Below are 24367 nucleotides of genomic sequence, written 5' to 3'. Positions count from 1 at the left end.
TCGTTCCGATAGGGCGAGTAGTTCCACGAACGACGTGTTACAGCGCCGAACCGCCGCGGCGCGGATATACATAGTCGAGTGAGTGACTTGACTAAGATGTGTCCATGACCACCGGTGTGCTTCCGTCCCTCCCGTCCTACGACGGTGCCGAGCTCGTGATCCCGGCGCCCGGCGAGGGCCCGGGCAACTGGGCCGGCGCCGCGAGCGCGGTCCTGGTCGACGGCGTGTTCTGGCTGACCTGGCGCAATCGGCGCCCGCTCTCCGACGGTCGCGGCGTGACGGTCACCGTCGCCCGGTCGACCGACGGGGTGCGGTTCGAGACGGTGACCGAGGTGCACCGCGACCAGTTCGGCTGCGAGTCGCTGGAGCGGCCGGTGCTGGTGCCGCTGCCCGAGGGCGGCTGGCGGCTCTACCTCTCCTGCGCCACCTGGGACTCCAAGCACTGGTGGGTCGACAGCCTCACCGCCGAGACGGTCGACGGGCTCCCGGAGGGCCGGCGCCAGGTCGTCCATCCCGGCAGCGACACCGTCGCGGTCAAGGACCCGGTGATCGCGATCGACCCGGTGACCCAGACCTGGCAGATGTGGCTGTGCTGCCACCCGCTCACCGAGCCGGGCCACGAGGACCGGATGACGACCCGCTACCTCACGTCGACCGACGGCCTGGAGTGGCACGACGACGGTGAGGTCCTCGCCGGTCGACCGGGCCGCTGGGACGCCCGCGGCGCCCGGGTGACCACGGTCGTCTCTCACGACCCGCTCGTCGTCCTCTACGACGGCCGTGCCGACGCCGAGTCGAACTGGTACGAGACCACCGGCATCGCCCGCTGGGACGGCACCCGCCTGGTCGCCGACCCCGACGCCGCCCCGGTCACCAGCCCCCACTCCGACGGTGCGTTCCGCTACGCCAGCGCGGTGCCGCTGCCCGACGGCCGGATCCGCTACTACGTGGAGGCGGCCCGCGAGGACGGCGCCCACGACCTGATCACGCTGGTCCGCTGATCCTCTCGGTCCGTTCCTGGAACGACCCGCGGCTCGCGGTGGAGAGCCAGTCGGAGAAGTCCTGGCCGCTCACCTTGGTCAGCAGCTCGATGTCCTCGGCGAACGCCGGCAGGAGCTGCTCGCGCTGCTCCGGCGTCAGCCGGGGTCGGTGGTGGTCGCCCGGTCCGGCGAGCTGGCGCAGCAGCGGCGGATAGGTCCGCCGCCAGACCTCCGGCGGCGCGAACTGGGCGAGCCAGGCACCGCCCCTGACCACAGGACCGAGCACCTTCGGGCGCCAGCCCGGTTCGACGTACGTCCTGCTGTTGTCCTTCGGGATGTGGTCGACGTGACCCTGCTCGATGCCGAGGAAACGGCAGGCGCGGTCGACGGTCGCGGCCGGCTCGTCGACGATGTCGCGGTAGCGGACCACCAGGACCCGGTCCTCGCCGACCAGCCCGTAGAGGTGGTCGAGCTGCCGGCCGTAGAGGCCGAGCTCGCGGTAGCGCCAGAACGGCGCCCAGCCGTCGTGGGCGCGCTGGTCCTGGAGTCGGAACGCGGTGGGGAAGTCGGCGACGGGCTCGAGACCGTCGCACCACAGGTGCATCCAGTTGGAGTAGGCACGGTCGATCGGGTCGCGCACGACCGCGATCAGCCTCACCTCCGGGAGCTCCTTCGCGATCCGCCGCTGCGCGCTGGTGGACCAGAGGTAGAACGGCGTGCTCTCGCCCCGCACCGCGTGCTCGGGCGCGGCAGCGAAGAGCCGGTCGTAGTCCGTACGCCGCCACACCCACTCCTGCTGGGAGTGCTTGTCGCCCGGCCCGCGCCAGTGCGGCGGGGGCGCGTCGTCGCAGAGCCAGTACTTCGGTTCCTTCGGTGTCGTGGCGAACACCTGTGGGTGCGTCGCGAGCGCCGAGTGCAGCGCCGTGGTCCCGGCCTTCGGTGCCCCGATGATCAAGAAGTCTGGCTGTGGTCGTCGCTCCATGGGCGGCCCTCCCGCTTAAGTTGCTCGAAACAGTCTACTTAAGCGAGAAACGGTTCGGGAGAAGAATCTCTTAGGCTGATCCCGTGGCTGAACTCAACATCCCTCCGGCGCCGGCGATCCCGGGCGCGAAGCACCTCCACTCCGGCAAGGTGCGCGACCTCTACGAGCTGGAGGAGGGTCCGTACGCCGGCCAGCTCCTGATGGTCGCCAGCGACCGCATCTCGGCCTTCGACCACGTCTTCGACACGGTCATCCCGGACAAGGGCGAGATCCTCACGAAGCTGTCGCTGTGGTGGTTCGAGCAGTTCGAGGACCTGGTGCCGACCCACGTCATCTCGACCGACGTCCCGGCGTCCGTCGAAGGGCGTGCGGTGATCGCCCAGAAGCTCCACATGCTGCCCGTCGAGTGCGTCGCCCGCGGCTACCTGACCGGCTCCGGCCTGCGTGAGTACGAGGCCACCGGTGAGGTCTGCGGCATCCGCCTGCCCGCGGGCCTGGTCGACGGTTCCCGGCTCACCCCGCCGATCTTCACCCCGGCCACCAAGGCCGAGCTCGGCGACCACGACGAGAACGTCACCTACGAATACATCTCCCGGCTGATCGGCGAGGACGACGCCGCCGCGGTGCGCCGGCTGACCCTTGCCGTCTACCAGCGCGCCGACGAGATCGCCCGCGGCAGCGGCCTGATCCTGGCCGACACGAAGTTCGAGTTCGGCGTACGCCAGGACGATCTCGGCATCCGCACGATCGTGCTCGCCGACGAGGTCCTCACTCCGGACTCCTCCCGCTACTGGGACGCGGCGCAGTGGCACCCGGGTTCCGCGATCCCCAGCTTCGACAAGGACGTGATCCGCCGCTGGCTGCTCTCGCCCGAGTCCGGCTGGGACCGGGCCGCCGGTGGTCCGCCGCCGGAGCTGCCCGAGGAGATCGTCGCGCGCACGCGGGCGAAGTACGTCGAGGCGTACGAGAAGCTCACCGGCCACCGCTTCTGACGAACCGCAGGCAAAGTTTCAGGGACGCGTGTCGCACTAAAGTCGAGACTCTGTTTCCTGGGGTCCTACTTGCGGGTAGGTTGTGACGCGTAACACGCACACCACTGGAGGCCAAGTGTCCACGTACAACCTCGCTTCGCTGCTCGAAGACTCCGCGGCGAACTATCCCGAGCGCACCGCGATCGTGCTGGGGGACATCCGTCTGAACTACGCCCAAGTCAACGGAGCCGCCAACCAGGTCGCGAACCTGCTGGCGAGCAAGGGCATCGGCGCGGGCGACCGGGTCGCCCTGATGAGCCCGAACCTGCCCTACTTCACGATGGTCTACTTCGGCATCCTCAAGGCCGGGGCCACCGTGGTGCCGCTCAACGTGCTGCTCAAGGGCCGCGAGGTGGCCTACCACCTCCAGGACTCCGACGCGAAGGCCCTCTTCGCCTTCGAGGGCACGCCGGAGCTCGCCATCGGCGCCGAGGCGCACGCGGGTGCGCAGGAGGCCGGGATCGAGCACTTCTTCCTGATCACCGCCGACCCGACCGCGGCCTCGCCGATCGAGGGTGTCACCACGCTGGGCCAGGGGATCGGCACCCAGCCGCCGACCTTCGACACCGTGGCCACCGACGAGGACGACACCGCGGTCATCCTCTACACCTCCGGCACCACCGGGCAGCCCAAGGGCGCCGAGCTGCGTCACCGCAACATGCGCGACAACGCGCTGGCCGGTGCCGACCTCTTCGGTGCCTCCGCCGACCGGCCCGACACCTACCTGGCCGTGCTGCCGCTCTTCCATGCCTTCGGTCAGACCGTCGTGCAGAACGGCGCGATCGCCTTCGGCGGCACCGTCGTGCTGCTGCCCCGCTTCGACGCGGCGGCCGCGCTGGCGACGATGCTCAAGGAGAGCGTGACATTCTTCGCCGGCGTGCCGACGATGTACTGGGGCCTCCTCGGCGCCCTCTCCGAGGACACCGACGTCGCCACCCTCGCCAAGAACCTGCGCGTCGCCGCCGCCGGTGGCTCGGCCCTCCCGGTCGAGATCCACAAGGAGTTCGAGAAGCGTTTCGGCGTGACCATCCTGGAGGGCTACGGCCTCTCCGAGACCTCCCCGGTCGCCTCCTTCTCGGAGTACGGCCAGCCCGTACGCCCCGGCTCGATCGGCATCCCGATCCCCGGTGTCGAGATGAAGCTCATCGAGCCCGCCTCCTGGGACGAGATCGAGTGGACCCCCGACGCGATCGGCGAGATCGCGATCAAGGGCCACAACATCTTCAAGGGCTACTACAACCGCCCCGAGGCGACCGCCGAGGTGCTCACCGAGGACGGCTGGTTCCGCTCCGGCGACCTCGCCAAGCGCGACGAGGACGGCTGGTACTACATCGTCGACCGCGCCAAGGAGCTCATCATCCGCGGCGGCTTCAACGTCTACCCGCGCGAGATCGAAGAGGTCCTGCTCACCCACCCGGCGGTCTCGCTGGCCGCCGTCATCGGCGTCCCGCACGACTCCCACGGCGAGGAGATCAAGGCCGTCCTCGTGCTCAAGCCCGGCGCCTCCGCCACGCCCGAGGAGATCGTCGAGTGGAGCAAGAACCAGATGGCGGCCTACAAGTATCCGCGCATCGTCGAGATCGTCGACGCCCTCCCCATGACCGCCACCGGCAAGATCCTCAAGCGCGAGCTCAAGTAGGACATCCCGTACGCCGGCAGGCGCTGTAGCTCGAAGATCGCAGTCACGTGGTGGCTGCGATCTTCGAGTTTGTGGGGTTGGCCGGTCGTTCTCGGGATAGGACTGTCCTATGGCCGACTCGGGGGACGCGAAGCAGCTGTTCGATCACGAAGGGATGGTGCGGCTGCGCGATGACGTCCAGGGCGGGGTCATCTCGAGGAGACAGCTGCGCGAGCTGCACGCCCAGGACCACGACATCCGTCGCCTCGTACGCAACCGTGAGCTCACCGCTATCCACCCTGGCGTCTTCGTCAGTCACACCGGCAACCCGACGTGGGGCCAGCGTGCCTGGGCGGCGGTGCTGGCCTGCTGGCCGGCGGCTCTGACGGGGCGGTCGGCGCTGCCGAAGCCTCCGGAGCGAGGCCCGATCGAGGTGATGGTCCCGACGAGTCGCACCGTACGTGCACCTGAGGGGGTGATCGTCCGGCGTCGTGCTCGTTTCGACGGATACATCGACTGGGCGGCCTACCCGCCGCGACAGGAGATCGCGGAAGCGGCGATCGATGCGGCCGCGGAGGCGGCCGACGTCAACGAGGCATTTGCGATGCTCGCCGACCTGGTGCAGACCAACGCGCTGCGGGCGGCGGCGTTGGTCGAGGCTCTCGGGCATCGCCGACGGTTGCGCGATCGGCGTCTCCTCGGCGAGCTGCTCGAGGATCTCAAGGCCGGCGCGTGCTCGGTGCTCGAGCGCGAGTACCTCAGGCGCGTCGAGCGTGCCCATGGGTTGCCGGCGGGCGAGCGCCAGGTCGCCGACTCGGTCGCGGGATCCGCTGTCGAGCGCGACGTCACCTATGCCGCGTACGGTCTGGTCGTCGAGCTCGACGGTCGCGCCTTCCATGGCAATGCTGCGTCGCGCGACGCCGATCACGCTCGCGACCTGGACGCGGCGGCTGTGCGGCGTCTGCGGACCGTCCGGATCACCTACGGGCAGGTGCTCGCTGATCCGTGTCGGACTGCCGCCCGTATCGGCGACCTGCTGAGGCTCGGCGGTTGGGAGGGCCGGATTCGCTCGTGCGCGGCGTGTGCGGATGCATGAGGTCGAAGATCGCAGTCCCCTGGTGGCTGCGAACTTCGACCTAGCTCGTCCGGAAGGTGAGCATCGGGCGGGAGGTGGCGCCGACGGCCGCGAGTGCGAGCAGGCAGGTGATGCCGCCGCTGACCAGGGCGAACGAGCCCGAGGTGAGCTGGGCGACGGCGCCGCCGCGGAGGTTGCCGAGCTCGGGTCCGCCGGTGCCGACGATCATCTCGATCGCGGCGGTGCGGCCGCGTAGGTCGTCGGGCACCGCCAGCTGGATGAGCGTGCCGCGGGTGACGACGCTGACCGAGTCGGCCGCGCCAGCGACGGCGAGGAGGGCGAGACAGAGCCACGGCGAGGTGACCAGCCCGACGGCACCGATGCTGACGCCCCACACCGCGGCGGCGGCGATCGTGATCACGCCCGGCCGGCTGCGGCGGGTGAACGAGCCCGAGACGAGAGACGCCGCGACACCGCCGACCGCGATCGCGGTGAGGAACAGCCCGAGCGTACGCGGATCGCCGCCGAACCTCTCCTCGTTGACCAGCGGGAACAGGCTCACCGGCATGGCCAGGAGGGTCGCCGCCAGGTCGACGAGGAGCACGCCGCGTACGACCGGTTGGGTGACGGCGAAGCGCAGGCCTTCGAGGGCCCCGCCGCCGCTCGTCCTGGTAGCGGGAGCCAGGGCCGGGAGACCAACGACCCCGAGGAAGCCGGCGGCGAAGGAGGCGGCATCGACGGCGTACGCGATCTCGAGGCCGGCGTAGCCGATGATCAGGCCGCCCAGCGCCGGACCCAGCAGCATCGAGCCCTGGAAGCTCAGCCGGTTGAGGGCGAGGCCGGCGGCGACCTGGTCTGTGGGGAGCAGGCGCGGGATCACGCCCATGCTCGCGGGCGCGGCGATGGAGGCGACCGCGGCGAGGAGCGCGACCAGCGCCAGGACGAACCCGACCGATGCGGGTGAGGTGCCGAGCCAGGCGGACTGGGCGACCAGCAGCAGCGCCAGCACGAGCTGGACGACGGTCGTGGCCATCAGGATCGAGCGGCGGTCGGCCCGGTCCGCCACGGAGCCGCCCCAGAGTCCGATGGTGAGCAACGGGACCAGCTGGGCGAGAGCCACGCTGCCGGACCAGAACGGGCTGTGAGTCGCCTCCCAGACCTGGTACATCACCGCGACGCCGGTGATCTGCCCACCGAGCCCAGAGACCGCCCGACCGAGGAAGAAGCGTCGGAAGGCGGGTGATGTACGCAACGGCGTGATGTCGATCAGCAGGTGGCGCACGAGGAGCGATCGTAAAGACCGGACGTGGCGGTCGCGAACGGTTTAGGTGAGCGGCGTATGGCCCACCTAGACTGCAGCCATGCCTCGCGTTGTCGTCGACGTCATGCCCAAGCCCGAGATTCTCGACCCGCAGGGGAAGGCCGTGCTCGGCGCCCTGCCGCGGCTCGGGTTCACCGGGGTCACCGAGGTCCGTCAGGGCAAGCGGTTCGAGCTGGAGATCCCCGAGATCACCGACGACGCGCTCGCCCAGATCGAGAAGCTGGCCGAGACCTTCCTGGCCAACACGGTGATCGAGAACTACGTCGTCCGCGTGGAAGAGCCGGCCCAGGAGAAGGCCAAGTGAAGATCGGCGTCATCACCTTCCCGGGCACCCTCGACGACGTCGACGCGCAGCGCGCCGTACGCGTCGGTGGCAACGAGGCCGTCGCGCTCTGGCACGGCGACCACGACCTCCAGGGCGTCGACGCGGTGATCCTGCCGGGCGGCTTCTCCTACGGCGACTACCTGCGCTGCGGCGCCATCTCGCGCTTCGCCCCGATCATGACCGAGGTCATCGAGGGTGCCCAGAAGGGCCTCCCGGTCCTCGGCATCTGCAACGGCTTCCAGATGCTGGTGGAGTCCCACCTGCTCCCCGGCGGCCTGCTGCGCAACGACCACCTCAAGTTCATCTGCCGCGACCAGAAGCTGCGCATCGAGAACAACTCGACCGCCTGGACCTCCGCGTTCACCCAGAACCAGGAGATCGTCGTGCCGCTGAAGAACGGCGAGGGGCAGTACGTCGCCGACGCCGACACCATCAAGCGGCTCGAGGACGAGGGCCGCGTCGTCGCGCGCTACCTCGACGTCAACCCCAACGGCTCGGTCAACGACATCGCCGGCATCACCAACGAGGCCGGCAACGTCGTCGGTCTGATGCCCCACCCCGAGCACGCCGTGGAAACCCTCACCGGCTCGGGTCTTGACGGGCTGGGCTTCTTCACCTCGCTGGCCGAGAAGGCCTTCGCCTGAGGCTGTTCCTCCTCGCTGGAGGAGCCGCCTCAGCGCGCCCGCGACAGGTCGTACCAGGTGACCGCCGTCGCGAAGCCGTTGACGGAGCGCCCGAGGCGGCGCTGGTAGGCGACCAGGCCGACGTGGGTGGTCCAGTCGAGGACCCCGGTGACCTTGACCCGCTCCTCGGTGCGGGTGGTGGAGTTGAGGGCTCGCTGGAGGTCACGCACCTGGTCGCCGGCGGAGCCGCGCTTCAGGATCGGGTGCCGGTTGGCGGCCCAGAGCGTCTTCCAGGCGCCCCGGGTCCACAGGTCGCGGACGGCCAGGCCGTGCGTACGCTGCCAGCTGTGGACGGCGGCGCGGAGCGCCGAGCCGTAGTAGCCGCTCATCACGCCGTCGAAGGTCCCGCGGGTGCTGAGCATGCACTTGAGCGCCTTCACGTACGCGGCCGGCGGGGTGTAGGTCGACGTGGCCGGGCGCAGATCGGGGTAGTAGTCGAAGTCGACGCGTACGCCACCGCACCTGACCACCGGCGGGGCGTAGGACCCGCGGCCGACGTCGAGATAGTCGGAGTCGATGTTGATCGTGACGCCGCCGTGGGTCTCGTCGTGGCCGCCGCGATACTGCTTGACCCGGTCGTGGTCGCTCCAGACCGAGTCCGGGATGTAGGTCGTCGAGGTGTTCGCCTTGCCGTCCCAGTCGGCGATCCACAGGTCGGCGGGGTAGGTGAAGCCGCTCGGCTGGGCGCGCCGGACGTCGTAGATCGCCTTGATCCCTGACGCTGCGCTGGAGTACATCGCCGGGCGGTAGCCGAGCACCTTGATCCGGTGGCTCCAGGCGGAGATGAACCACATCGCCGACTCCCGGCAGGTCCGGTTGGCGATGTCGAAGGCCTCCAGGTCGTAGAACATCGTGCTGCCCGCGGCGATCCCGTAGCCCTTGGCGGCGGTGACCGCCGTGTTGGCCTCGTTGATCGCCTGGCGCCTCGCGGCCGCATAGCCGTCGGCCGGGTCCGGGTCGATCTTCGGGTCGTCGCCGTAGCGCGGATAGCGGGGGTTGCACGAAGCCTGCGGGCCGAGCGTGATCGGCAGCAGCCGCCAGCCGCGCGCGAGCTGGTTGCGTACCCAGGTCGCCGAGAGGTACGTCTGGGTGCGGCAGGCGCGCGACCTGCCCGCGATGTAGATGCCAACGCCGGTGAAGTTCGAGTCCGCCCACCAGCGGTCCATCGCGGTCTGCGACGGCGCCTGGCACTGGTCGAAGCCGAAGCCGGTGAAGTTGCCCGGAGTGACCGGGTTGGCAGCCGTCGCGGGGCCGGCCGAAGCCAGCCCCGCGACGGTCATGACGCCTGCGAGGACGCCGGCGCAGAGTGCGCGCCGGGCATGCCTGGAACTGATACCCCCCATGGTTCACGGCATAGCACCAGGACTCGCCACGCGCCATAGCCCGAGCGGCTCATCCCGTGGGCCACCCGGTCGGCGACGCCTCAGTCGACCTCGACCGCGGCTCGCCCGGCGACGTACGAGGGCGCTCCCGACGGGCGCCGGAGCACGACGCTCAGCGAGGCGATGATGCCGAGCGCACCGAGCGCGGCCGCGGCGTAGAAGGCCTCGCGCATGCCCGGTACGACCTCGCCGGGGGTGCCGTTGGCGACGTAGACCGAGGCGATCACGGCCAGGCCGATCGAGCCGCCGAGCTGCTGCATCGTCTGCACCAGACCCGACGCGGACCCGGCGTGGGCGGCGTCGACGCCCTCCAGGCCGAGGGCCGTGGTGGAGGTGAAGACCAGCGAGGCGAAGGCGCCGTTGAGGAGGAACGGAGCCAGGACGGCGCCGGCGTACGTGCTCGTCTCCGACAGCGTGCTCAGCCACAGGAACGACACCGTCAGACCGGTGGCGCCCAAGACGAGCACCCGCGACATCCCGATCCGGGCTGCGATGCGAGGCGCGACCCGGGACATCGCGAAGATCATCAGGGTGAGCGGCAGGAACGCCAGCCCGGAGGCGAACGGACCCATGCCGAGCACGCCCTGCAGGTAGATCACGGTCAGGTAGAACGTCGCGAACTGCGCTCCGACCAGCCCCACCGCGGCGATGAACGCGGCGACGCGGCGGTGGCTGTTGAAGAGGTGGAGCTGCAGCAGCGGGTGGGCGACCCGGCGCTCGGTGAGCACGAGGGCGACCAGCAGGAGCAGGCCGACGGCGATGCCGCCGATGGTGCGCGCCGAGGTCCAGCCGTGCTCCGGGGCGCCGATCAGCGACCACACGATCGCGGCCGCACCACCGGTGGCGGTCACCGCGCCGACGATGTCGAAGCGTCCCGGCCGCCGGGCGGTCTCGGAGACGAGACGGCCGACGAGGGCGAGCACGACGAGCCCGATGGGTACGTTGATGAACAGCGTCCAGCGCCAGGACGCGATGTCGGTCAGGATGCCGCCGAGGATCAGCCCGATCGAGGCGCCGCTGGAGGAGACCGCGGCGAAGAGCGCGATCGCCCGGGCCCGGCCGGCCTCGTCCTTCGCGGACGTGGTCAGCAGCGCGAGCACCTGAGGTGCGGCGATCGCGGCACCGAAGCCCTGCAGGGCGCGGGCGATGACCAGCAGGTCGTCGGTCGGTGCGAGCCCGCCGGCCAGGGAGAAGAGGGTGAAGACGGACAGGCCGGCGACGAACGTACGCCGCCTGCCGAAGACGTCGCCGAGGCGGCCGCCGAGCAGCAGCAGGCCGCCGAAGGCGAGGGTGTAGCCGTTGAGCACCCAGGTGAGCGCCGCCGGGGTGAACTCGAGGTCGTCGGCGATCCGGGGGAGCGCGACGTTCACGACCGCCGAGTCGAGCACGATCATCAGCTGGGCGACCAGGACCAGGGCGATCCCGGCGCCGGCGGCCTTGGTGGCCGCGGGTGGCGTGGGTGGTGCCACGGTGGATGTCATTCGAGAGCTCCTGTTGGAGTCGGAAGAGGAGTACAGTGAAGCGGAGGAAGTCTCCGCTTGGTCTAGACACTACCGGAGAGTGTCTCCGGTTAGCAACGTATTTAGCTGGCCGGGCGGTGGCTGCTGTTAACGTGAGGCCCCCGCAGTGCCGCGGGAGCCACTGAGGAGGTCCTGATGAGAGCCGACGCGCAGCGCAATCGCGAGCGGCTGATCGAGGTCGCCCATGCGGTCTTCAAGGAGCGTGGTCTCGACGCGCCCCTGGACGAGGTCGCCCGGCGGGCGGGCGTCGGTCCCGGCACCCTCTACCGCCACTTCCCCACGCGCGAGGCGCTCCACGAGGCGATCATGGCGACCTGGATCGAGGAGGTCTCCGCCCACGTCGAGAAGGCGATGGCCACCGAGGGCGGGTGTCGCGAGAAGCTGCTCGCCTGGTTCGAGGAGTACGTCGCCCTGCTGACCCGCCACCAGGGCGCCGCCGCCAAGATCACGGCCTCACTGGGGTGTCAGGACTCCCCGCTGCGCACCAAGTGCCAGACCTACGCCGACGCCAACGAGAGCGTCCTGACGGCGATGGCCGACCACGGAGTGCTGCGCGAGGGCGTCGACAACCTCGACGTCTGCCGTCTCCTCGGCGGCGTCGCGACCATGGCCGACCAGTCCTCGCTCGACCCCAAGGACGTACGTCCCATGCTCGACGTCATCGCGAACGGCATCCTCAAGAACTGACCTGGGCTGAGGCAGACTGGAGGTATGTCCTTCACCTCGCCGGTCGGCGGCCCGCAGAGCCCGCTGAAGCTGGAGTTCCCCCAGTCGCTCGCGACCTATGACGACTACGCGGCAGCGCAGAAGTCGGTCGACTTCCTCTCCGACAAGGAGTTCCCGGTCGAGAACTGCATGATCGTCGGCACCGAGCTGAAGCAGATCGAGCGGATCACCGGCCGCCTGACCTGGAGCAAGGTCGCGCTGGCGGGCGTCCTCTCCGGCGCCTGGCTCGGTGTCTTCGTCGGTCTGATCATGTCGCTCTTCGGCGGCGAGAACTTCCTCTTCATCCTGCTCTCGACGGTGCTCCTCGGTGTCGTCTTTGGCCTCGTCTGGTCGCTGATCGGCTACGCCGCCACCCGCGGCACCCGCGACTTCTCGAGCGTCAAGATGATCGTCCCGACCAAGTACGAGGTCCTGGTCGAGCACAAGGTCGCCGCCCGCGCCCGCGAGCTCCTCGCCGACCTTCCGGGTGCCCTCCCCAACCCGTTCTCCTGACGCCGCGCCGAGTCGGCTCGTTCTGACGTCGATCGAGGCCGAGTCGGCCCGTCAAGACGGGCCGACTCGGCCTCGGGTCGCGCGACTCAGCGGCCGTGGGCCAGGTCGTACCAGGTCACCTCGGTGGCCATGCCGGTCGCGGTGCGGCCGAGGCGCTTCTGGTAGGCGACGAGGGCGACGTGGGTGTTCCAGTCGAGGACGCCGGTGATCTTCGGGCGCTGGGGCGCGGAGGTGGCGCTGAGCGCACGCTGGAGGTCGCGGACGCTCTCGCCGGCGGAGCCACGCTTCAGGAGCGGACGGCTGTTGGCCGCCCACAGCGTCTTCCAGGCGCCCTTGGTCCAGGTGGCCCGCACGGCCAGCCCGTGCGCGCGCTGCCAGGCGTTGATCGACCGCACCAGCCCCGCGTCGTACGTCCCGTCGATGGGACCGCCGAAGTTCCCGCGCTCGCGGAGCATGCACTCGAGCGCCTTCGTGTAGATCGGCGAGGGGGTGTAGGAGCCGCTGCGCGGCTTCAGGTCGGGGTAGTAGGTGAAGCTGACCGGCACGCCGCCGCAGTGGGTGACCGGCCGGGCGTAGGAGCCGCGGCCGAGGTCGACGTAGTTGGAGTCGATCTCGATGGTGGTGCCGCCGTGGGTCTCCTTGTGGGGCCCGCGGTACTGCTTGACGCGGCGGTGCGGGTTCCAGGGGGTGTCGGGGATGTAGCGGGTCGAGGTGCCGGCGCGGCCGTCCCAGTCGGCGATCCACAGGTCCGCGGGGTAGACGAACCCGCGCGGCTGGGCGTGCCAGACGGCGTACATCGCCTTGATCCCGGACGCTGCGCTCGAGTACATGCCCGGGCGGTAGCCGAGCACCTTGATCCGGTGGCTCCAGGCGGAGACGAACCACATCGCCGACTCGCGGCAGCGCTTGTTGCCGATGTCGAAGCCCTCGAGGTCGTAGAACATCGTGCTGCCGGCGGCGATGCCGTAGCGCTTGGCGGCCTCGACGGTGGCGTTGGCCTGGTTGATGCCCTGGCGCTTGGCCGTCGCGTACTGGTTCGTCGGGTTCGCGCTGATCCGCGGGTCGTCGCGGTAGCGCGGGAAGTGCGGGTTGCACGACGCCTGCGGACCGAGTGTGATCGGCAGCAGCCGCCAGCCCCGGGCCTGCTGGTTGCGCACCCAGGTCGCGCTGAGGTTGGTCTGGTTGCGGCAGCCGCGCGAGTTGCCGGCGATGTAGATGCCGACGGCGCCGAAGTTGGAGTGCTTCCACCAGCGGTCCATCGCGGTCTGCGACGGTGCCTGGCACTGGTCGAAGCCGAAGCCGGTGAAGTTGCCCGGTGTGACCGGGTTCGCGGCGGCCGCGGGGCTGGGAATGGCCAGCCCCGCGACGCCGACGACGCCGGAGATCAAGCCGGCGCCGAGAGCCCGTCTGACGTACTTGAACCTGGTGAAGTCCCCCATAATTTCGTCACGGTAGTCACAACCGTCACTCAGTTACCAGTGGACTCGCGCAGGCGACGCCGTTTGGTTGACGTGACACTAGGAGTACGGCAGCAGCGTCTCGTCGATCTTCTCCCAGGCCGCCCGGAGCTCTGCCAGGTCCTCAGGTCGCTTCCGAGCCAGGTCGGCCTGCTCGCGTACGTCCTCGCTCAGGTCGTAGAGATGGTCCACACCGTCGAGCCGCAGGTACTTGAGCGGGCCGCGGCGCAGCGCCCGCTGTCCGCGCATGCGCCAGAAGAGGTCCTGGGTCTCGCGCGGCCGGCCGCCGAGGAGGAACGGGACCAGGCTGGTGCCGTCCAACGGGTAGTCGTCCGCCGGGGTGGCGCCGGCGAGCTCCAGGAACGTCGCGGTCCAGTCGGTCGTGGCCACGGGCTCGTCGCTGACCTGGCGGCCGGGCAGGGTGCCGGGCCAGCTCAGGATCGTTGGCACCCGGATGCCGCCCTCGTTGAGCCCCGACTTGGCGCCGGTGAACGGCCATACGTTGGAGAACCGCTCGCCGCCGTTGTCGCTGGCGAAGAAGACGACGGTGTCGCGGAGCTGTCCGGTGCGCTCGAGGGCCCGGACGACCTGGCCGATCGACTGGTCCAGGTCCTCGACCATCGTCTTGTACGTCGCCAGCGAGCCGCCGTCGTTGTGGAAGAGGACACCCTTCTCGCCGCCCTCGATCCGGGCGGTCAGCTCGTCGCTCACCGCCTTGTCGTCCGGGCCCTCCCAGGGCCAGTGCGGCGTGGTGAAGTTGAGGTTCAGGAGCCACGGGGTGTCGTGGTCGCGCTCGATGAAGCCGGCCGCCTTCTCGGTCACGATCTCGGTGTAGTAGCGCAGGTCCTCGACCTCCACCTCGTCCTCGTAGAGGTCGTGGTCGCCGTTGTGGTTGACCTTCGAGAAGTAGTCGAGGCCCCCGGAGAAGTTGCCGAAGAACTCGTCCCAGCCGACCCGCGTCGGGCTGTACCAGGGCAGATAGCCGCAGTGCCACTTGCCGAACAGCGCCGTCCGGTAGCCCTGCTCCTTGAGCAGCGAGGCCAGCGTCGGGTGGTCGAGCGGGATGCCGTGCAGCTCGTTCGGCGACGAGATGGGCTCGGGCAGCCCTCCCGCGAGCCGACCCGGGTAGCGCCCGGTGTAGAGGCCGAAGCGGGTGGGGGAGCAGACCGAGGAGGCCGAGTACGCGTCGGTGAACCGCACGCCCGAGGCGGCGAGCCGGTCCAGGTGGGGCGTGTGGATGTCCGGGGAGCCGTAGGCGGACAGGTCGGCCCAGCCGAGGTCGTCGCCCAGGATGACCAGCAGGTTGGGCTTTCGCTGGGGACGGCTCACCTTGCGGGCCTTGAACGGCACTTCGGTGGCGGCGTTGGCGGGGGTGGCGAGGCCGGTGGCGGCGATCGCACCGGCCCCGGTGGCCAGGAGGCTGCGTCGGCTGAGCGTGCTGGGGGAGGGCACCGTATGGCCTTTCTTTAGTGAATAACTGCAAATAGAAGACTAAGGGGTGGCCTGCCCGGCGGGCGAAGGTCTCGGCCGGCGGACGTTTCCAGGACATTGGTCCTGGTCGATTTGCCCTAACCAAAGCCACAGAGTGGCGTTAACTTGGTAAAGGAACGGATGCAAGGGGGTGGGGGCCTGTGCAGAAGCGACGTGACCGGGTGACGCCGGTCCTCTTCGCGATCACCGTTCTGCTCGCGCTTACGGTCGCCGGGATCATCCATGTCGCCCACGGCGGCGAGGTCGTCGCGCCGTTCGCGGCCGCCGGCCCGGTCAGCTCCACCACGAAGCGGGTCAACACGCCCTACGTCTGCTGGGACGGCAACGGCTCCGGATCGCTGACCCGGTGCCCGGACCCGCGCGGCGAGGACGGCATGAAGTGGGTCTTCCCCGGCTACGCCGACGCCGCCCGGGCCGGCGACTGCGCCCACGCCGACGCCGGCCCGCGCGACCTGTTCGTGGAGTGCTCGATGTCGTGGCGAGGCGGTCAGGTCCACCTCCACTACGCCTACTGGAGCGAGTGGCGGACCGGCGAGCGGAAGTACGCCGCCACCGGGTCGACCCCGAGGATCGAGCAGCGCCCCGACGGAGCCATGTCGCTCTCCTGGCGCCCGCGCCGGCTGCCCACCCCGCACGGCGAGGCCTCCTGGATCACCGCCGAGATGGTCGAGGGCCACGGCTGGAGTGTCGCCGCGTACGCCGGCGACGGCGAGGCCGCCCGGCAGGTGCTCGAGGAGTTCGGTGAGATCCGCGACCTGCGGGAGTGGCGCGGCCTACCCCGCTGACGACCGCTGGCGACCGCTGACGACTCGGGGGTTCGGGCACTTCTGACGTAGATTTCTGCCCGTGACCGAGACTTCGTCCGCTGCCGTTGCGTCCGATCTTCCGCTCCTGGACACCGTGCACCACGCTGCCGGTGACCCCGACCGTGAGCAGCCTTGGGCCGAGCTCGGCCTCAAGGAGGACGAGTACGCCGAGATCAAGCGCATCCTCGGCCGCCGGCCGACCGGCGCGGAGCTGGCGATGTACTCGGTGATGTGGTCGGAGCACTGCTCCTACAAGTCCTCCAAGGTCCACCTGAAGCAGTTCGGCGAGATCCCGCAGGAGACCCCCGCCGGCAAGATGCTCGCGGGCATCGGCGAGAACGCCGGCGTGCTCGACGTCGGTCAGGGCTACGCGGTGACCTTCAAGGTCGAGTCCCACAACCACCCCTCCTACGTGGAGCCCCACCAGGGCGCCGCGACCGGAGTCGGCGGCATCGTCCGCGACATCCTCGCGATGGGCGCTCGGCCGGTCGCCGTCATGGACCCGCTCCGGTTCGGGCCGCTGGCCGAGGAGGACACCCACCGGGTCCTGCCCGGGATCGTGTCCGGCATCGGCCACTACGGCAACTGCCTGGGCCTGCCCAACATCGGCGGTGAGGCCGTCTTCGACGCCTCCTACCTCGGCAACCCGCTGGTCAACGCGCTCTGCGTCGGCGTGCTCCGCCACGAGGATCTCCACCTCGCCAAGGCGTCCGGCGCCGGCAACCTGGTGATCATGTACGGCGCGCGCACCGGCGGCGACGGCATCGGCGGCGCCTCCATCCTGGCCTCGGTGGAGTTCGACGAGGACGGTCCGGCGAAGCGGCCCAGCGTCCAGGTCGGCGACCCGTTCATGGAGAAGCTGCTGATCGAGTGCACCCTCGAGCTCTTCGCCGCCGGCATCGTCCGCGGCATCCAGGACTTCGGTGCGGCCGGCATCTCCTGCGCCACCTCCGAGCTTGCCGCCGCCGGTGACGGTGGCATGCACGTACACCTCGAGCGGGTGCCGCTGCGCGACTCCACGCTCGCTCCGGAAGAGATCTTGATGAGCGAGTCGCAGGAGCGGATGATGGCGGTCATCGCGCCCGAGGACGAGGCGACCTTCATGGACATCTGCGCCAAGTGGGACGTCGAGGCGGCCGTCATCGGCACCGTGACCGGCGAGGGCCGGCTGCGCGTGGACTGGCACGGCGAGACCATCGTCGACGTCGACCCGACCACCGTGGCCCACGACGGTCCGGTCTACGAGCGCCCCTACGCCCGCCCGTCGTGGCAGGACGCGCTGCAGGCCGACGTGGCCGAGAAGCTCCCGCGCGCGGCCTCCGCCGACGAGCTCCGCGAGACCATCCTGAAGCTGGTCGCCTCGGAGAACCTCTGCGACAAGTCCTGGATCACCGAGCAGTACGACCGCTACGTACGCGGCAACACCGTCCTCTCCCAGCCCTCCGACGGCGGCATGATCCGCGTCGACGAGTCGACCAACCTCGGTGTCGCGCTCGCCACCGACGCCAACGGTCGCTTCGCCAAGCTGGACCCCTACGCCGGTGCCCAGCTGGCGCTGTCGGAGTCCTACCGCAACGTCGCCTCGGTTGGTGCCAAGCCGCTGGCGATCTCCGACTGCCTCAACTTCGGCTCCCCCGAGGACCCCGACGTGATGTGGCAGTTCGCCGAGGCCACCCGCGGCCTGAAGGACGCCTGCCTCGAGCTGGGCATCCCGGTCACCGGCGGCAACGTCTCCCTCTACAACCAGACCGGCGACGTCGCCATCCACCCCACGCCGGTGGTCGCGACGCTCGGTGTGATCGAGGACGTCACCACGCGTACGCCGTCGCAGTTCCAGGCCGCCGACGAGGTCGTCGTGCTGCTCGGCGAGACCCACGAGGAGCTCTCCGGCTCGGAGTGGGCCCACGTCGTGCACGGTCACCTCGGTGGTCTGCCGCCGAAGGTGAACCTGGCGGCCGAGAAGGCCTTGGCCGAGCTGCTGCTCGAGGCCCGCTTCGTGACCTCCGCCCACGACCTCTCCGACGGCGGCCTGATGCAGGCGCTGGCCGAGCCCGCGATGTCGTCGGGCATCGGCGTCTCGGTGACGCTCGCCGGCGACCCCTTCGTGGCGCTCTTCTCGGAGTCGGTCGCCCGCGCGGTCGTCACCGTGAGGGCCGACGACCTCGAGCGGCTCACCTCGCTGGCCGAGCGCCACGGCGTCGCGGCGACGAAGCTCGGTGTGACCGGCGGGTCGACCTACGAGGTCGCCTTCGACGGCGGCACCGTCGCGATCCCGCTCGAGGAGCTCACCGGTGTCTGGCGCTCGACGCTGCGGGACGCGCTGGCCTGACGCTCGGCGCGGTCCGCGCGCCGGCGGGCCGCGCCGGCGCGGTCCGCGCGCCGGCGCGGCCTGCGGTGGATGATCCACTCGGCGATCAGCAGGTTCACGATCCAGCTGACCCATGCTGAGGCTGCGGCGGCGCTGGCGAAGGTCGCGTCCTCGGGGCCGATGTCGGCGCCGGTCATGACGTCCGGCACGAAGATCATGATCAGCACCACGCCCCAGAAGCGGTTGGTGATGATCGAGAACGCCATCGCGTAGCTGCGGTACATCCACTCGCGGTGGTCCTTGAAGCGTCGTTGCCGGGCAGCGCGGAAGCCGAGAACGGTGAACAGCAGGAACAGGGTGGCCAGGAAGGTGTTCGCCACCTGCTGGGACGGCCCGGCCATCGGGAACTGGCTGGTCACCAGCGCAGCCACACCGGTCGGGATCGCGGTGACGACGTAGGTGCGTCCGGTCCAGCGGTGCACCCGCGGATGGTTGTTGCGCAGCCACGGCCAGAGCTGGAGCACGCCGCAGCAGAGCATCACCGACCCGAAGAAGATGTGGGTCACCAGCGCGGGGTAGAAGGCCGGCCTCGGTCGGCGGGGGAGAGCGACTGCGACGGGTCCAGCCCGACGTATCGCGGCAGCGCGGTCACCAGGAAGATCACCGTCGCGGCGGCCAGCGGGAAGACCCACCATTGGCGCGCCAGAGGTCGTGGAGGTGTGCTCATGAGCCGTCCGATCTAATAGCGTATGACGTTAACTGTTTATAGATTACGCAGATAAGCCGGGCGGTCAACCGGTTTCGGGAAGGAGCAGGGCATGATGGACGCGATGAGTTCTGACCTGATCCCGCGTCTGTGGGGCAAGCCTCCGGCCGGCCGGCGCGGCCCCAAGCCGGCGTTGAGCCTCGCTCAGATCGTCGAGGCCGCCTACGACATCGCCGACGAGCAGGGCCTGGCCGCCGTCTCGATGGGCCGGGTCGCCGAGGCGGTGGGCTGCTCGCCGATGGCGCTCTACCGGCACGTGAAGAACAAGGACGAGCTGCTCATCCTGCTCGCCGACCGGCTCTGTGCCGACCTGCCCGCGCCCGACCGCGACCTGGGCTGGCGCGAGGGGCTGGCGGCCTGGATGCGTGCCCAGGTCGACCTCGCGGTGCGCAAGCCGTGGTTCCTCGACCTGCCGGTCGCCTCCACCCTTCCCGGGCCGAACCGCCTCGCCTGGATCGACCTGGGCTTCTACTACCTGCGCGACGTGGCGCTGCCCGCCGAGGAGAAGCTGGCGATCGTCGGGATCATCGCGCAGTACGCCCTGGGCGAGGCGAAGATCGAGGTCGAGGGGGCTCTCTCCGACCGCGAGAACCCCTATGCCTCGTTCGAGGAGATGCTCGTGACGTACGCGGATCCGGAGCGTTTCCCGAACCTGATGGCCTCGATGGCCACCTGGCAGCCCGCCGCCCCCGGCGCGGCGTCGGACTCGGACGACCCGTCCGCCTTCGGGCAGAGCCTGCTGATGGCCGGGATCGAGGCGCACATCGAGCGCCACATCGAGCGCGGCGCCCCAGAGTAAAGGTCGATACCCTGGCGGGGATGTTCCCCCACATGCATCGCCTCGCGTCCTGTGTCCTCGCCCTGTTGCTGGCGGCCGCCGCGCTGCTCGTCGGTGCCGCCCCCGCGTCCGCGGGGGAGGGCGGCGCGATCAAGCGGCTGGCCAACGCGGCGCGGGCCGAGGCGGGCCTGGACCCGCTCACCCGCGACTCCGACCTCGACGAGCTGGCGCGGACGTGGGCCTACAAGATCGCCGCCGACGGCGAGCTCTCCCACAACCCCGACCTCGCCGAGCAGGTGCCGGAGGGCTGGCAGGGAGTCGGGGAGAACGTCGCCATGGGCTACCCGACCGGTGCCGAGATGCACCGCGGCTGGATGAACTCCGACGGCCACCGGGCCAACATCCTGGGCGACTACACCCACATCGGGATCGCGTTCGTCGTGGGCGATGGCACGAGCTGGGGCGTCCAGGTCTTCGCGAAGTACCCGCCCGGTGTTCGGCCGACCGCGGAGCCGAAGGCCGAGGCGCCGGCGCCGACCGCTCCGGCCTCGACCAGGGCGCCGACTCCTCGGCAGACCCCGAAGCCCGAGAAGTCGGCGACGGCCTCACCGACCCCGTCGCGTACGCCATCTGCTTCGGCGTCGCCATCGAAGGCGCCCTCGGCGCCGCCGTCCGCATCCCCGTCGGAGTCGACCTCGGCCTTGGCCGGCGACTCGGAGACGGCCGGCCCGGTGACGTTCACCGACGCCTCGGACTCGCCGAGCCCGGCCTCGAGCGGGCTGTTCGGAATCGGGTACGTCGAGATGGCCGTCGCGATCCTCGCGCTGTCCGGCCTCGGGCTGCTCATCGCCTTCCTGCTGGCCCGGCGCCGGCGCCGCGAGCAGCACCGGCGCGACCTCGAGGCCTACCCCGCTCGGCATGTCCGACCCGCCGGGCCCTACCCGGGCGGTGGCCCGGTCCACCGTGGCCAGGTCCATCCCGCCCGGCCGCACCCCGGCCCGCACCCCGGCCCGGGCCGTCCCCGCCCGTTCCCCGGCGACGGCCGCCCGTGGTAATCGCCTAGTCGACGATCGCGGCCACCGGCTGACGGTTGTCAGCAGGAGCCGGCCGAGCCGACGGCGTACGCCGGAAGGCGATGACCGCGATCACGGCTGACGCCGCCATCATCGTGACCGGCAGCCAGAACGCGACCTGCAGGGCCTCGGCGGCGAGCGGAGCGACGGCCGCGAGCTCGGCGGGCGGGACGGAGCTGAGCGCCCCGACGCCGTCGTCGCCCAGCCCGGGAAGTCGGGAGGAGAGTGCGGAGGCCAGGAGCACGGAGACGCCGGCGGTGCACAGCGCGGTGGCGACCTGGTTCATCACGTTGATCATCGTCGACCCGGCCGGGATGGCGCTGTCCTCGAGGTAGCGAGTGGCGATGGTCATCGTCGGCAGCAGCACGAACCCGGCACCCGCGGTCGCGATCGCCTGGGTCACGACGATCGCCGCCATGGACGCGTCGGCGCTGAGCTGGAGCGCCAGGGCGCCGAAGCCCAGGGTGGCGACCACGATGCCGGAGCCGATCACCGGCAGCGGTGGGAAGCGGTCGATGAGGCGGCCGGAGATCTGGATCATGATTCCGGCCGCGATGCCGGCCGGAGCCATCAGCAGGCCCGCGGTGGTCGCGGACTCGCCGCGTACGACCTGCCAGTAGAGCGGAACCAGGATCATCGAGCCGAAGTAGCCGCCGGCGAAGCAGACCAGCAGGGCTGCGCTGCCACCGGTCAGCCGCCGGCGGAGGAGCCGGATGTCCAGGAGAGGGGCAGCGGCGCGGAGCGCGTGCCGGACGAAGAGCGCCACCAGGACGACCCCGGCCCCGATCGGGACCAGCACCTCGGGGGCGATCAGGGTGCCCTCGGCGAACGAGGTGCCGAGGACGAGGAGCGCCATCGCGGGCGGGAGCAGGAGCAGGCCGCGTACGTCCAGACGGGCGCTCGGCCCGGCCTCCAGGCGCGGCAGGTTGCGCAGCCCGAGGACGACGCCGAGCACGCCGAGGGGCAGGTTGATGAGGAACATCCACCGCCACGACATGGTGTCGAGCAGCCAGCCGCCCAGAACCGGCCCGAAGACCGGGCCGACCAGCACCGGCAGGCCCATCAGGGCCATCAGCCGGCCGCGCTGCTCGGGCGGCGCCGAGCGTAGCGTCAGGGTCATCGCGGCCGGCATCACGAAGCCGCCGCCGAGCCCCTGCAGCACCCGGAACGCGATCAGCGACTCCACGTTCCAGGAGGCTGCGACGAGGCCGGAGCCGATCGTGAAGACGCCGATGGCGGTCAGGAAGACCTGGCGGGCGCTGAACCGGCTGATCGCCCACGCCGCGGCCGGGATGACCGTCGCGAGGGCGAGCGTGTAGCCGGTGGCGACCCATTGGATCACGGGTAGCGAAGCGCCCGTCTCCTGGGAGAGACGGGCGATCGCCACCGCGACGATCGTGATGTCGATCGGGATCATCACCGTGCCGGCGATGACGGTGAGCACGATCGTGGTCGGGCTCGGGGAGGTGCGGGGTCCGGGTGTCATGCGTCCAGTCTGGAAGCTAAAGTGAACTTGAGGTCAAGGGGGTTCGGCCCGACCGTTCAGCTCGATCGCTCCATGGTGCGTACGCCGACGAGCACCCCGGCCGCCGCGACGACTGCCGCCGCCACGAAACCGCTGATGACGACATCGGCCGGGAACTCACCGGCGAAGAGCGCGCGCTCCGCCTCCACGACGTACGTCATCGGGTTGATGTCGCTGAGGAACGTCAGCCAGCCGGGTGCGCCGTCGAGCGGGAGGAGGACGCCGGAGAGGAGCAGCAGCGGGAAGATCAGCATCTGCTGCACCGTCCAGAAGATCCAGTCCTGCTCCTTCGCGGCCGTCGCCAGGGCGAAGCTGAACGCGCCGAGCCCGATCGCGAAGAGCGAGACGATGACCGCTCCGACCAGGACCCCGCCGAGGTGGAGGTCGAAGCTGAACGGCGTCACCACGACGAGGATGACCGCGGCCTGGAACAGGACCGGCACGACCTCCTTCAGGGCCCGTCCGACCAGCAGCGACGGCCGGGAGAGGGGCGAGACCAGGAGCCGCTCGTGGGAGCCCGAGCGGATCTCCGCGGTCAGGTCGGCGCCGGTCATCGAGGCACCCATCAGCGCCGTCATGACGACGATGCCGGGCACGAACCACTGCAGTGCGCTGCCGTTCTCGACGGCGGGCAGGAGCGGTGCGAACAGGCCCAGGAAGACCAACGGCTGCACCATCGCGAAGAGCATCGACGCGGGCTGGCGCAGCTTGGGCGTGAGCTCGCGGACCAGCACGGTCCAGGTGTCGGTGAGGAACCCGGTCGGCTTGCTCAGTGGCTGGGTCGTACGTCGGACCCGGGTGGCGGGGACGGTGAGGGTGGTCATGCTGCTGCTCCTTCGGTCTGGGTGGTGGAGTCGGCCGACTCGCGCAGGCTGCGGCCGGTGAGGTCGAGGAAGACGTCGTCGAGGGTGGGGCTGTGGACCTCCATCCGGATCGCCGGCGTGCCGTGGGCGGCCAGGTCGATGGCCAGCGCGGGAGCGCTGTCGGCGCCGCGCGGGGTGCGGATCGAGACCTGCGTGCCGGCGCGCTCGATGAGGGTCGGGCCGGACAGCACCGACTCGGCTCGGGTGGCCGCTGTCGTGGCGTCGGCCTCGGTGCCGAAGCCGAGGAGGACCAGGTCGCCGAGCTTCTCCTTGAGCCGCGAGGCGGTGTCGTCGGCGATCACCACGCCGTGGTCGACGACGATGACCCGCCCGGCGAGCGCGTCCGCCTCCTCGAGGTAGTGGGTGGTGAGCACGATCGTGGTGCCGTCCTCGTGGAGCCGGCGGATCTGCTCCTGCAGGTTGGCGCGGTTCTGCGGGTCGAGGCCGGTCGACGGCTCGTCGAGGAAGAGCACCTCGGGGTGGTTGAGCAGCCCGATCGCGATGTCGAGACGCCTCCGCTGGCCGCCGCTGAGCGTCTGGACCGGGCGGTCGGCGTACTCCTGCAGGTCGAAGGCGGAGAGCAACTCGTCGATGCGGGCCTTCGCGGCCGCCCGCGGGATGCCGTGGGCGCGCGCCTGGGACATCAGCTCGTCGCGGCCGCGCTGCACGAAGGCCGCGGCGTTGCCCTGGCCGACATAGCCGATCGAGCGCCGGACCGCTGCACGGGAGCGGACGACGTCGTGGCCGGCCACCTCTGCGGTGCCGGAGGTGGGCGGGATGAGCGTGGTCAGCATCCGCAGGGTCGTCGACTTGCCGGCTCCGTTGGGGCCGAGGAAGGCGACGAGCTCGCCCTGATGGATCTCGAGGTCGAGCCCGCGAACGGCCTCGACGGTCTTCTTTCCGCGGGTGAAGTGCCTGGTCAGGGCCTCGGTGCGGATCACCGGCCGCTGGTTGGTGTGGTTCGTCATGCCTCCAGCCTCTGACCTCATCCGGCCAGTTTCTGTCCGCTTTCGAAAAATCTTTGCGCGATCCGGTTTAGAAGTCCGAGCAGCGGGTAAGAGGGGGTAGCGCGACACGGTCGGCTCGAGGAGGGGGCGAGCCGACCGTCGCGCGATCTCGGACCGGTCTGCGCGAATCAGGTCACGACCTGGCCGCAATGACGCCT

The 24367-nt window shown here is 70.3% G+C and carries 23 protein-coding genes; 12 read left to right on the top strand and 11 right to left on the bottom strand.

The window, feature by feature from the left end:
- Positions 1 to 104 precede the first annotated feature (104 nt).
- On the top strand, positions 105 to 1001 hold the full coding sequence (locus G5C66_RS13005) for a hypothetical protein (protein WP_165111376.1): 897 nt from the start codon (positions 105 to 107) through the stop codon (positions 999 to 1001).
- Here the strand turns inward: G5C66_RS13005 and G5C66_RS13000 are convergent.
- Positions 985 to 1962, bottom strand: coding sequence for a sulfotransferase family protein (locus G5C66_RS13000; protein ID WP_165111375.1), 978 nt, complete (start codon positions 1960 to 1962; stop codon positions 985 to 987). The two genes, G5C66_RS13005 and G5C66_RS13000, sit on opposite strands and share 17 nt — an antisense overlap.
- Before the next feature lie 83 nt (positions 1963 to 2045).
- Between G5C66_RS13000 and G5C66_RS12995 the strand changes: the two genes are divergently transcribed.
- The 3 genes from G5C66_RS12995 (at position 2046) to G5C66_RS12985 (ending at position 5707) form a co-directional block, all read left to right on the top strand.
- Positions 2046 to 2954 carry a phosphoribosylaminoimidazolesuccinocarboxamide synthase gene (locus G5C66_RS12995; RefSeq protein ID WP_165111374.1) on the top strand — a complete coding sequence of 303 codons (909 nt, stop codon included), beginning with the start codon at positions 2046 to 2048 and terminating at the stop codon, positions 2952 to 2954.
- 115 nt (positions 2955 to 3069) lie between these two features.
- A complete protein-coding gene (locus G5C66_RS12990; protein WP_165111373.1) occupies positions 3070 to 4632 on the top strand; it encodes an AMP-binding protein in 1563 nt (520 codons plus the stop codon).
- Between the two features lie 109 nt (positions 4633 to 4741).
- On the top strand, positions 4742 to 5707 hold the full coding sequence (locus G5C66_RS12985; protein ID WP_206444025.1) for a hypothetical protein: 966 nt from the start codon (positions 4742 to 4744) through the stop codon (positions 5705 to 5707).
- A gap of 40 nt (positions 5708 to 5747) precedes the next feature.
- Here G5C66_RS12985 and G5C66_RS12980 read toward each other — a convergent pair whose 3' ends face one another.
- Complete coding sequence (locus G5C66_RS12980; protein WP_165111372.1) at positions 5748 to 6968, bottom strand: MFS transporter; 1221 nt, start codon at positions 6966 to 6968, stop codon at positions 5748 to 5750.
- Between the two features lie 79 nt (positions 6969 to 7047).
- Between G5C66_RS12980 and purS the strand changes: the two genes are divergently transcribed.
- On the top strand, positions 7048 to 7311 hold the full coding sequence (gene purS / locus G5C66_RS12975; protein WP_165111371.1) for a phosphoribosylformylglycinamidine synthase subunit PurS: 264 nt from the start codon (positions 7048 to 7050) through the stop codon (positions 7309 to 7311).
- Positions 7308 to 7976 carry a phosphoribosylformylglycinamidine synthase subunit PurQ gene (gene purQ, locus G5C66_RS12970; protein ID WP_165111370.1) on the top strand — a complete coding sequence of 223 codons (669 nt, stop codon included), beginning with the start codon at positions 7308 to 7310 and terminating at the stop codon, positions 7974 to 7976. The genes purS and purQ overlap by 4 nt, the downstream gene beginning before the upstream one ends.
- Before the next feature lie 29 nt (positions 7977 to 8005).
- Here purQ and G5C66_RS12965 read toward each other — a convergent pair whose 3' ends face one another.
- Both G5C66_RS12965 and G5C66_RS12960 read right to left on the bottom strand, forming a co-directional pair.
- Positions 8006 to 9295, bottom strand: coding sequence for a glycoside hydrolase domain-containing protein (locus G5C66_RS12965; RefSeq protein WP_241248462.1), 1290 nt, complete (start codon positions 9293 to 9295; stop codon positions 8006 to 8008).
- A 143-nt stretch (positions 9296 to 9438) separates the two neighbouring features.
- Entirely contained in the window at positions 9439 to 10878 is a 1440-nt protein-coding gene (locus tag G5C66_RS12960) for an MFS transporter (protein WP_165111368.1), read from the bottom strand.
- 174 nt (positions 10879 to 11052) lie between these two features.
- On the opposite strand from G5C66_RS12960, the gene G5C66_RS12955 reads away from it, so the two are divergent.
- Both G5C66_RS12955 and G5C66_RS12950 read left to right on the top strand, forming a co-directional pair.
- Complete coding sequence (locus G5C66_RS12955; protein WP_165111367.1) at positions 11053 to 11604, top strand: TetR/AcrR family transcriptional regulator; 552 nt, start codon at positions 11053 to 11055, stop codon at positions 11602 to 11604.
- 24 nt (positions 11605 to 11628) lie between these two features.
- Positions 11629 to 12135: a YflT domain-containing protein gene (locus G5C66_RS12950; protein WP_165111366.1), complete on the top strand. Its 507-nt coding sequence runs from the start codon at positions 11629 to 11631 to the stop codon at positions 12133 to 12135.
- 86 nt (positions 12136 to 12221) lie between these two features.
- Here the strand turns inward: G5C66_RS12950 and G5C66_RS12945 are convergent, their stop codons facing one another.
- Complete coding sequence (locus tag G5C66_RS12945; RefSeq protein WP_165111365.1) at positions 12222 to 13574, bottom strand: glycoside hydrolase domain-containing protein; 1353 nt, start codon at positions 13572 to 13574, stop codon at positions 12222 to 12224.
- A 78-nt stretch (positions 13575 to 13652) separates the two neighbouring features.
- The gene (locus tag G5C66_RS12940; protein WP_338144163.1) at positions 13653 to 15044 is read right to left on the bottom strand and encodes a sulfatase-like hydrolase/transferase; all 1392 of its coding nucleotides are present in this window, start codon (positions 15042 to 15044) and stop codon (positions 13653 to 13655) included.
- A gap of 179 nt (positions 15045 to 15223) precedes the next feature.
- Between G5C66_RS12940 and G5C66_RS12935 the strand changes: the two genes are divergently transcribed.
- Positions 15224 to 15868, top strand: a complete 645-nt coding sequence (locus G5C66_RS12935) for a hypothetical protein (protein WP_165111364.1) — start codon at positions 15224 to 15226, stop codon at positions 15866 to 15868.
- 61 nt (positions 15869 to 15929) lie between these two features.
- On the top strand, positions 15930 to 18218 hold the full coding sequence (gene purL, locus G5C66_RS12930) for a phosphoribosylformylglycinamidine synthase subunit PurL (protein ID WP_338144162.1): 2289 nt from the start codon (positions 15930 to 15932) through the stop codon (positions 18216 to 18218).
- Here the strand turns inward: purL and G5C66_RS12925 are convergent.
- Both G5C66_RS12925 and G5C66_RS25580 read right to left on the bottom strand, forming a co-directional pair.
- Positions 18125 to 18763 carry a DUF2306 domain-containing protein gene (locus G5C66_RS12925; protein WP_206444024.1) on the bottom strand — a complete coding sequence of 213 codons (639 nt, stop codon included), beginning with the start codon at positions 18761 to 18763 and terminating at the stop codon, positions 18125 to 18127. The two genes, purL and G5C66_RS12925, sit on opposite strands and share 94 nt — an antisense overlap.
- Complete coding sequence (locus G5C66_RS25580) at positions 18760 to 18924, bottom strand: hypothetical protein (protein ID WP_206444023.1); 165 nt, start codon at positions 18922 to 18924, stop codon at positions 18760 to 18762. The genes G5C66_RS12925 and G5C66_RS25580 overlap by 4 nt, the downstream gene beginning before the upstream one ends.
- 103 nt (positions 18925 to 19027) lie before the next feature.
- Here G5C66_RS25580 and G5C66_RS12920 point away from each other — a divergent pair, with 103 nt between their 5' ends.
- Together G5C66_RS12920 and G5C66_RS12915 are read left to right on the top strand one after the other, a co-directional pair.
- Complete coding sequence (locus G5C66_RS12920; RefSeq protein WP_241248461.1) at positions 19028 to 19762, top strand: TetR/AcrR family transcriptional regulator; 735 nt, start codon at positions 19028 to 19030, stop codon at positions 19760 to 19762.
- 20 nt (positions 19763 to 19782) lie between these two features.
- Positions 19783 to 20796 (top strand): CAP domain-containing protein, encoded by a 1014-nt coding sequence (locus G5C66_RS12915; protein WP_165111362.1) that lies wholly within the window; start codon positions 19783 to 19785, stop codon positions 20794 to 20796.
- Positions 20797 to 20800: 4 nt separating this feature from the next.
- On the opposite strand, the gene G5C66_RS12910 is transcribed toward G5C66_RS12915, so the two are convergent.
- From G5C66_RS12910 to G5C66_RS12900, 3 genes are read right to left on the bottom strand one after another with little or no spacing between them, the layout of a single operon-like run.
- Positions 20801 to 22300 (bottom strand): DHA2 family efflux MFS transporter permease subunit, encoded by a 1500-nt coding sequence (locus G5C66_RS12910; RefSeq protein ID WP_165111361.1) that lies wholly within the window; start codon positions 22298 to 22300, stop codon positions 20801 to 20803.
- Between the two features lie 56 nt (positions 22301 to 22356).
- Complete coding sequence (locus tag G5C66_RS12905) at positions 22357 to 23163, bottom strand: ABC transporter permease (protein WP_206444022.1); 807 nt, start codon at positions 23161 to 23163, stop codon at positions 22357 to 22359.
- Entirely contained in the window at positions 23160 to 24170 is a 1011-nt protein-coding gene (locus tag G5C66_RS12900; RefSeq protein WP_206444021.1) for an ATP-binding cassette domain-containing protein, read from the bottom strand. Before G5C66_RS12900 ends, G5C66_RS12905 begins: the two co-directional genes overlap by 4 nt.
- Positions 24171 to 24367 lie beyond the last annotated feature (197 nt).

The sequence above is a fragment of the Nocardioides turkmenicus genome, from assembly GCF_011045035.1.
GTDB lineage: Bacteria > Actinomycetota > Actinomycetes > Propionibacteriales > Nocardioidaceae > Nocardioides > Nocardioides turkmenicus.
Note: the sequence above shows the minus strand (reverse complement) of the source record. Positions and strands in the feature narration are given on the sequence as shown.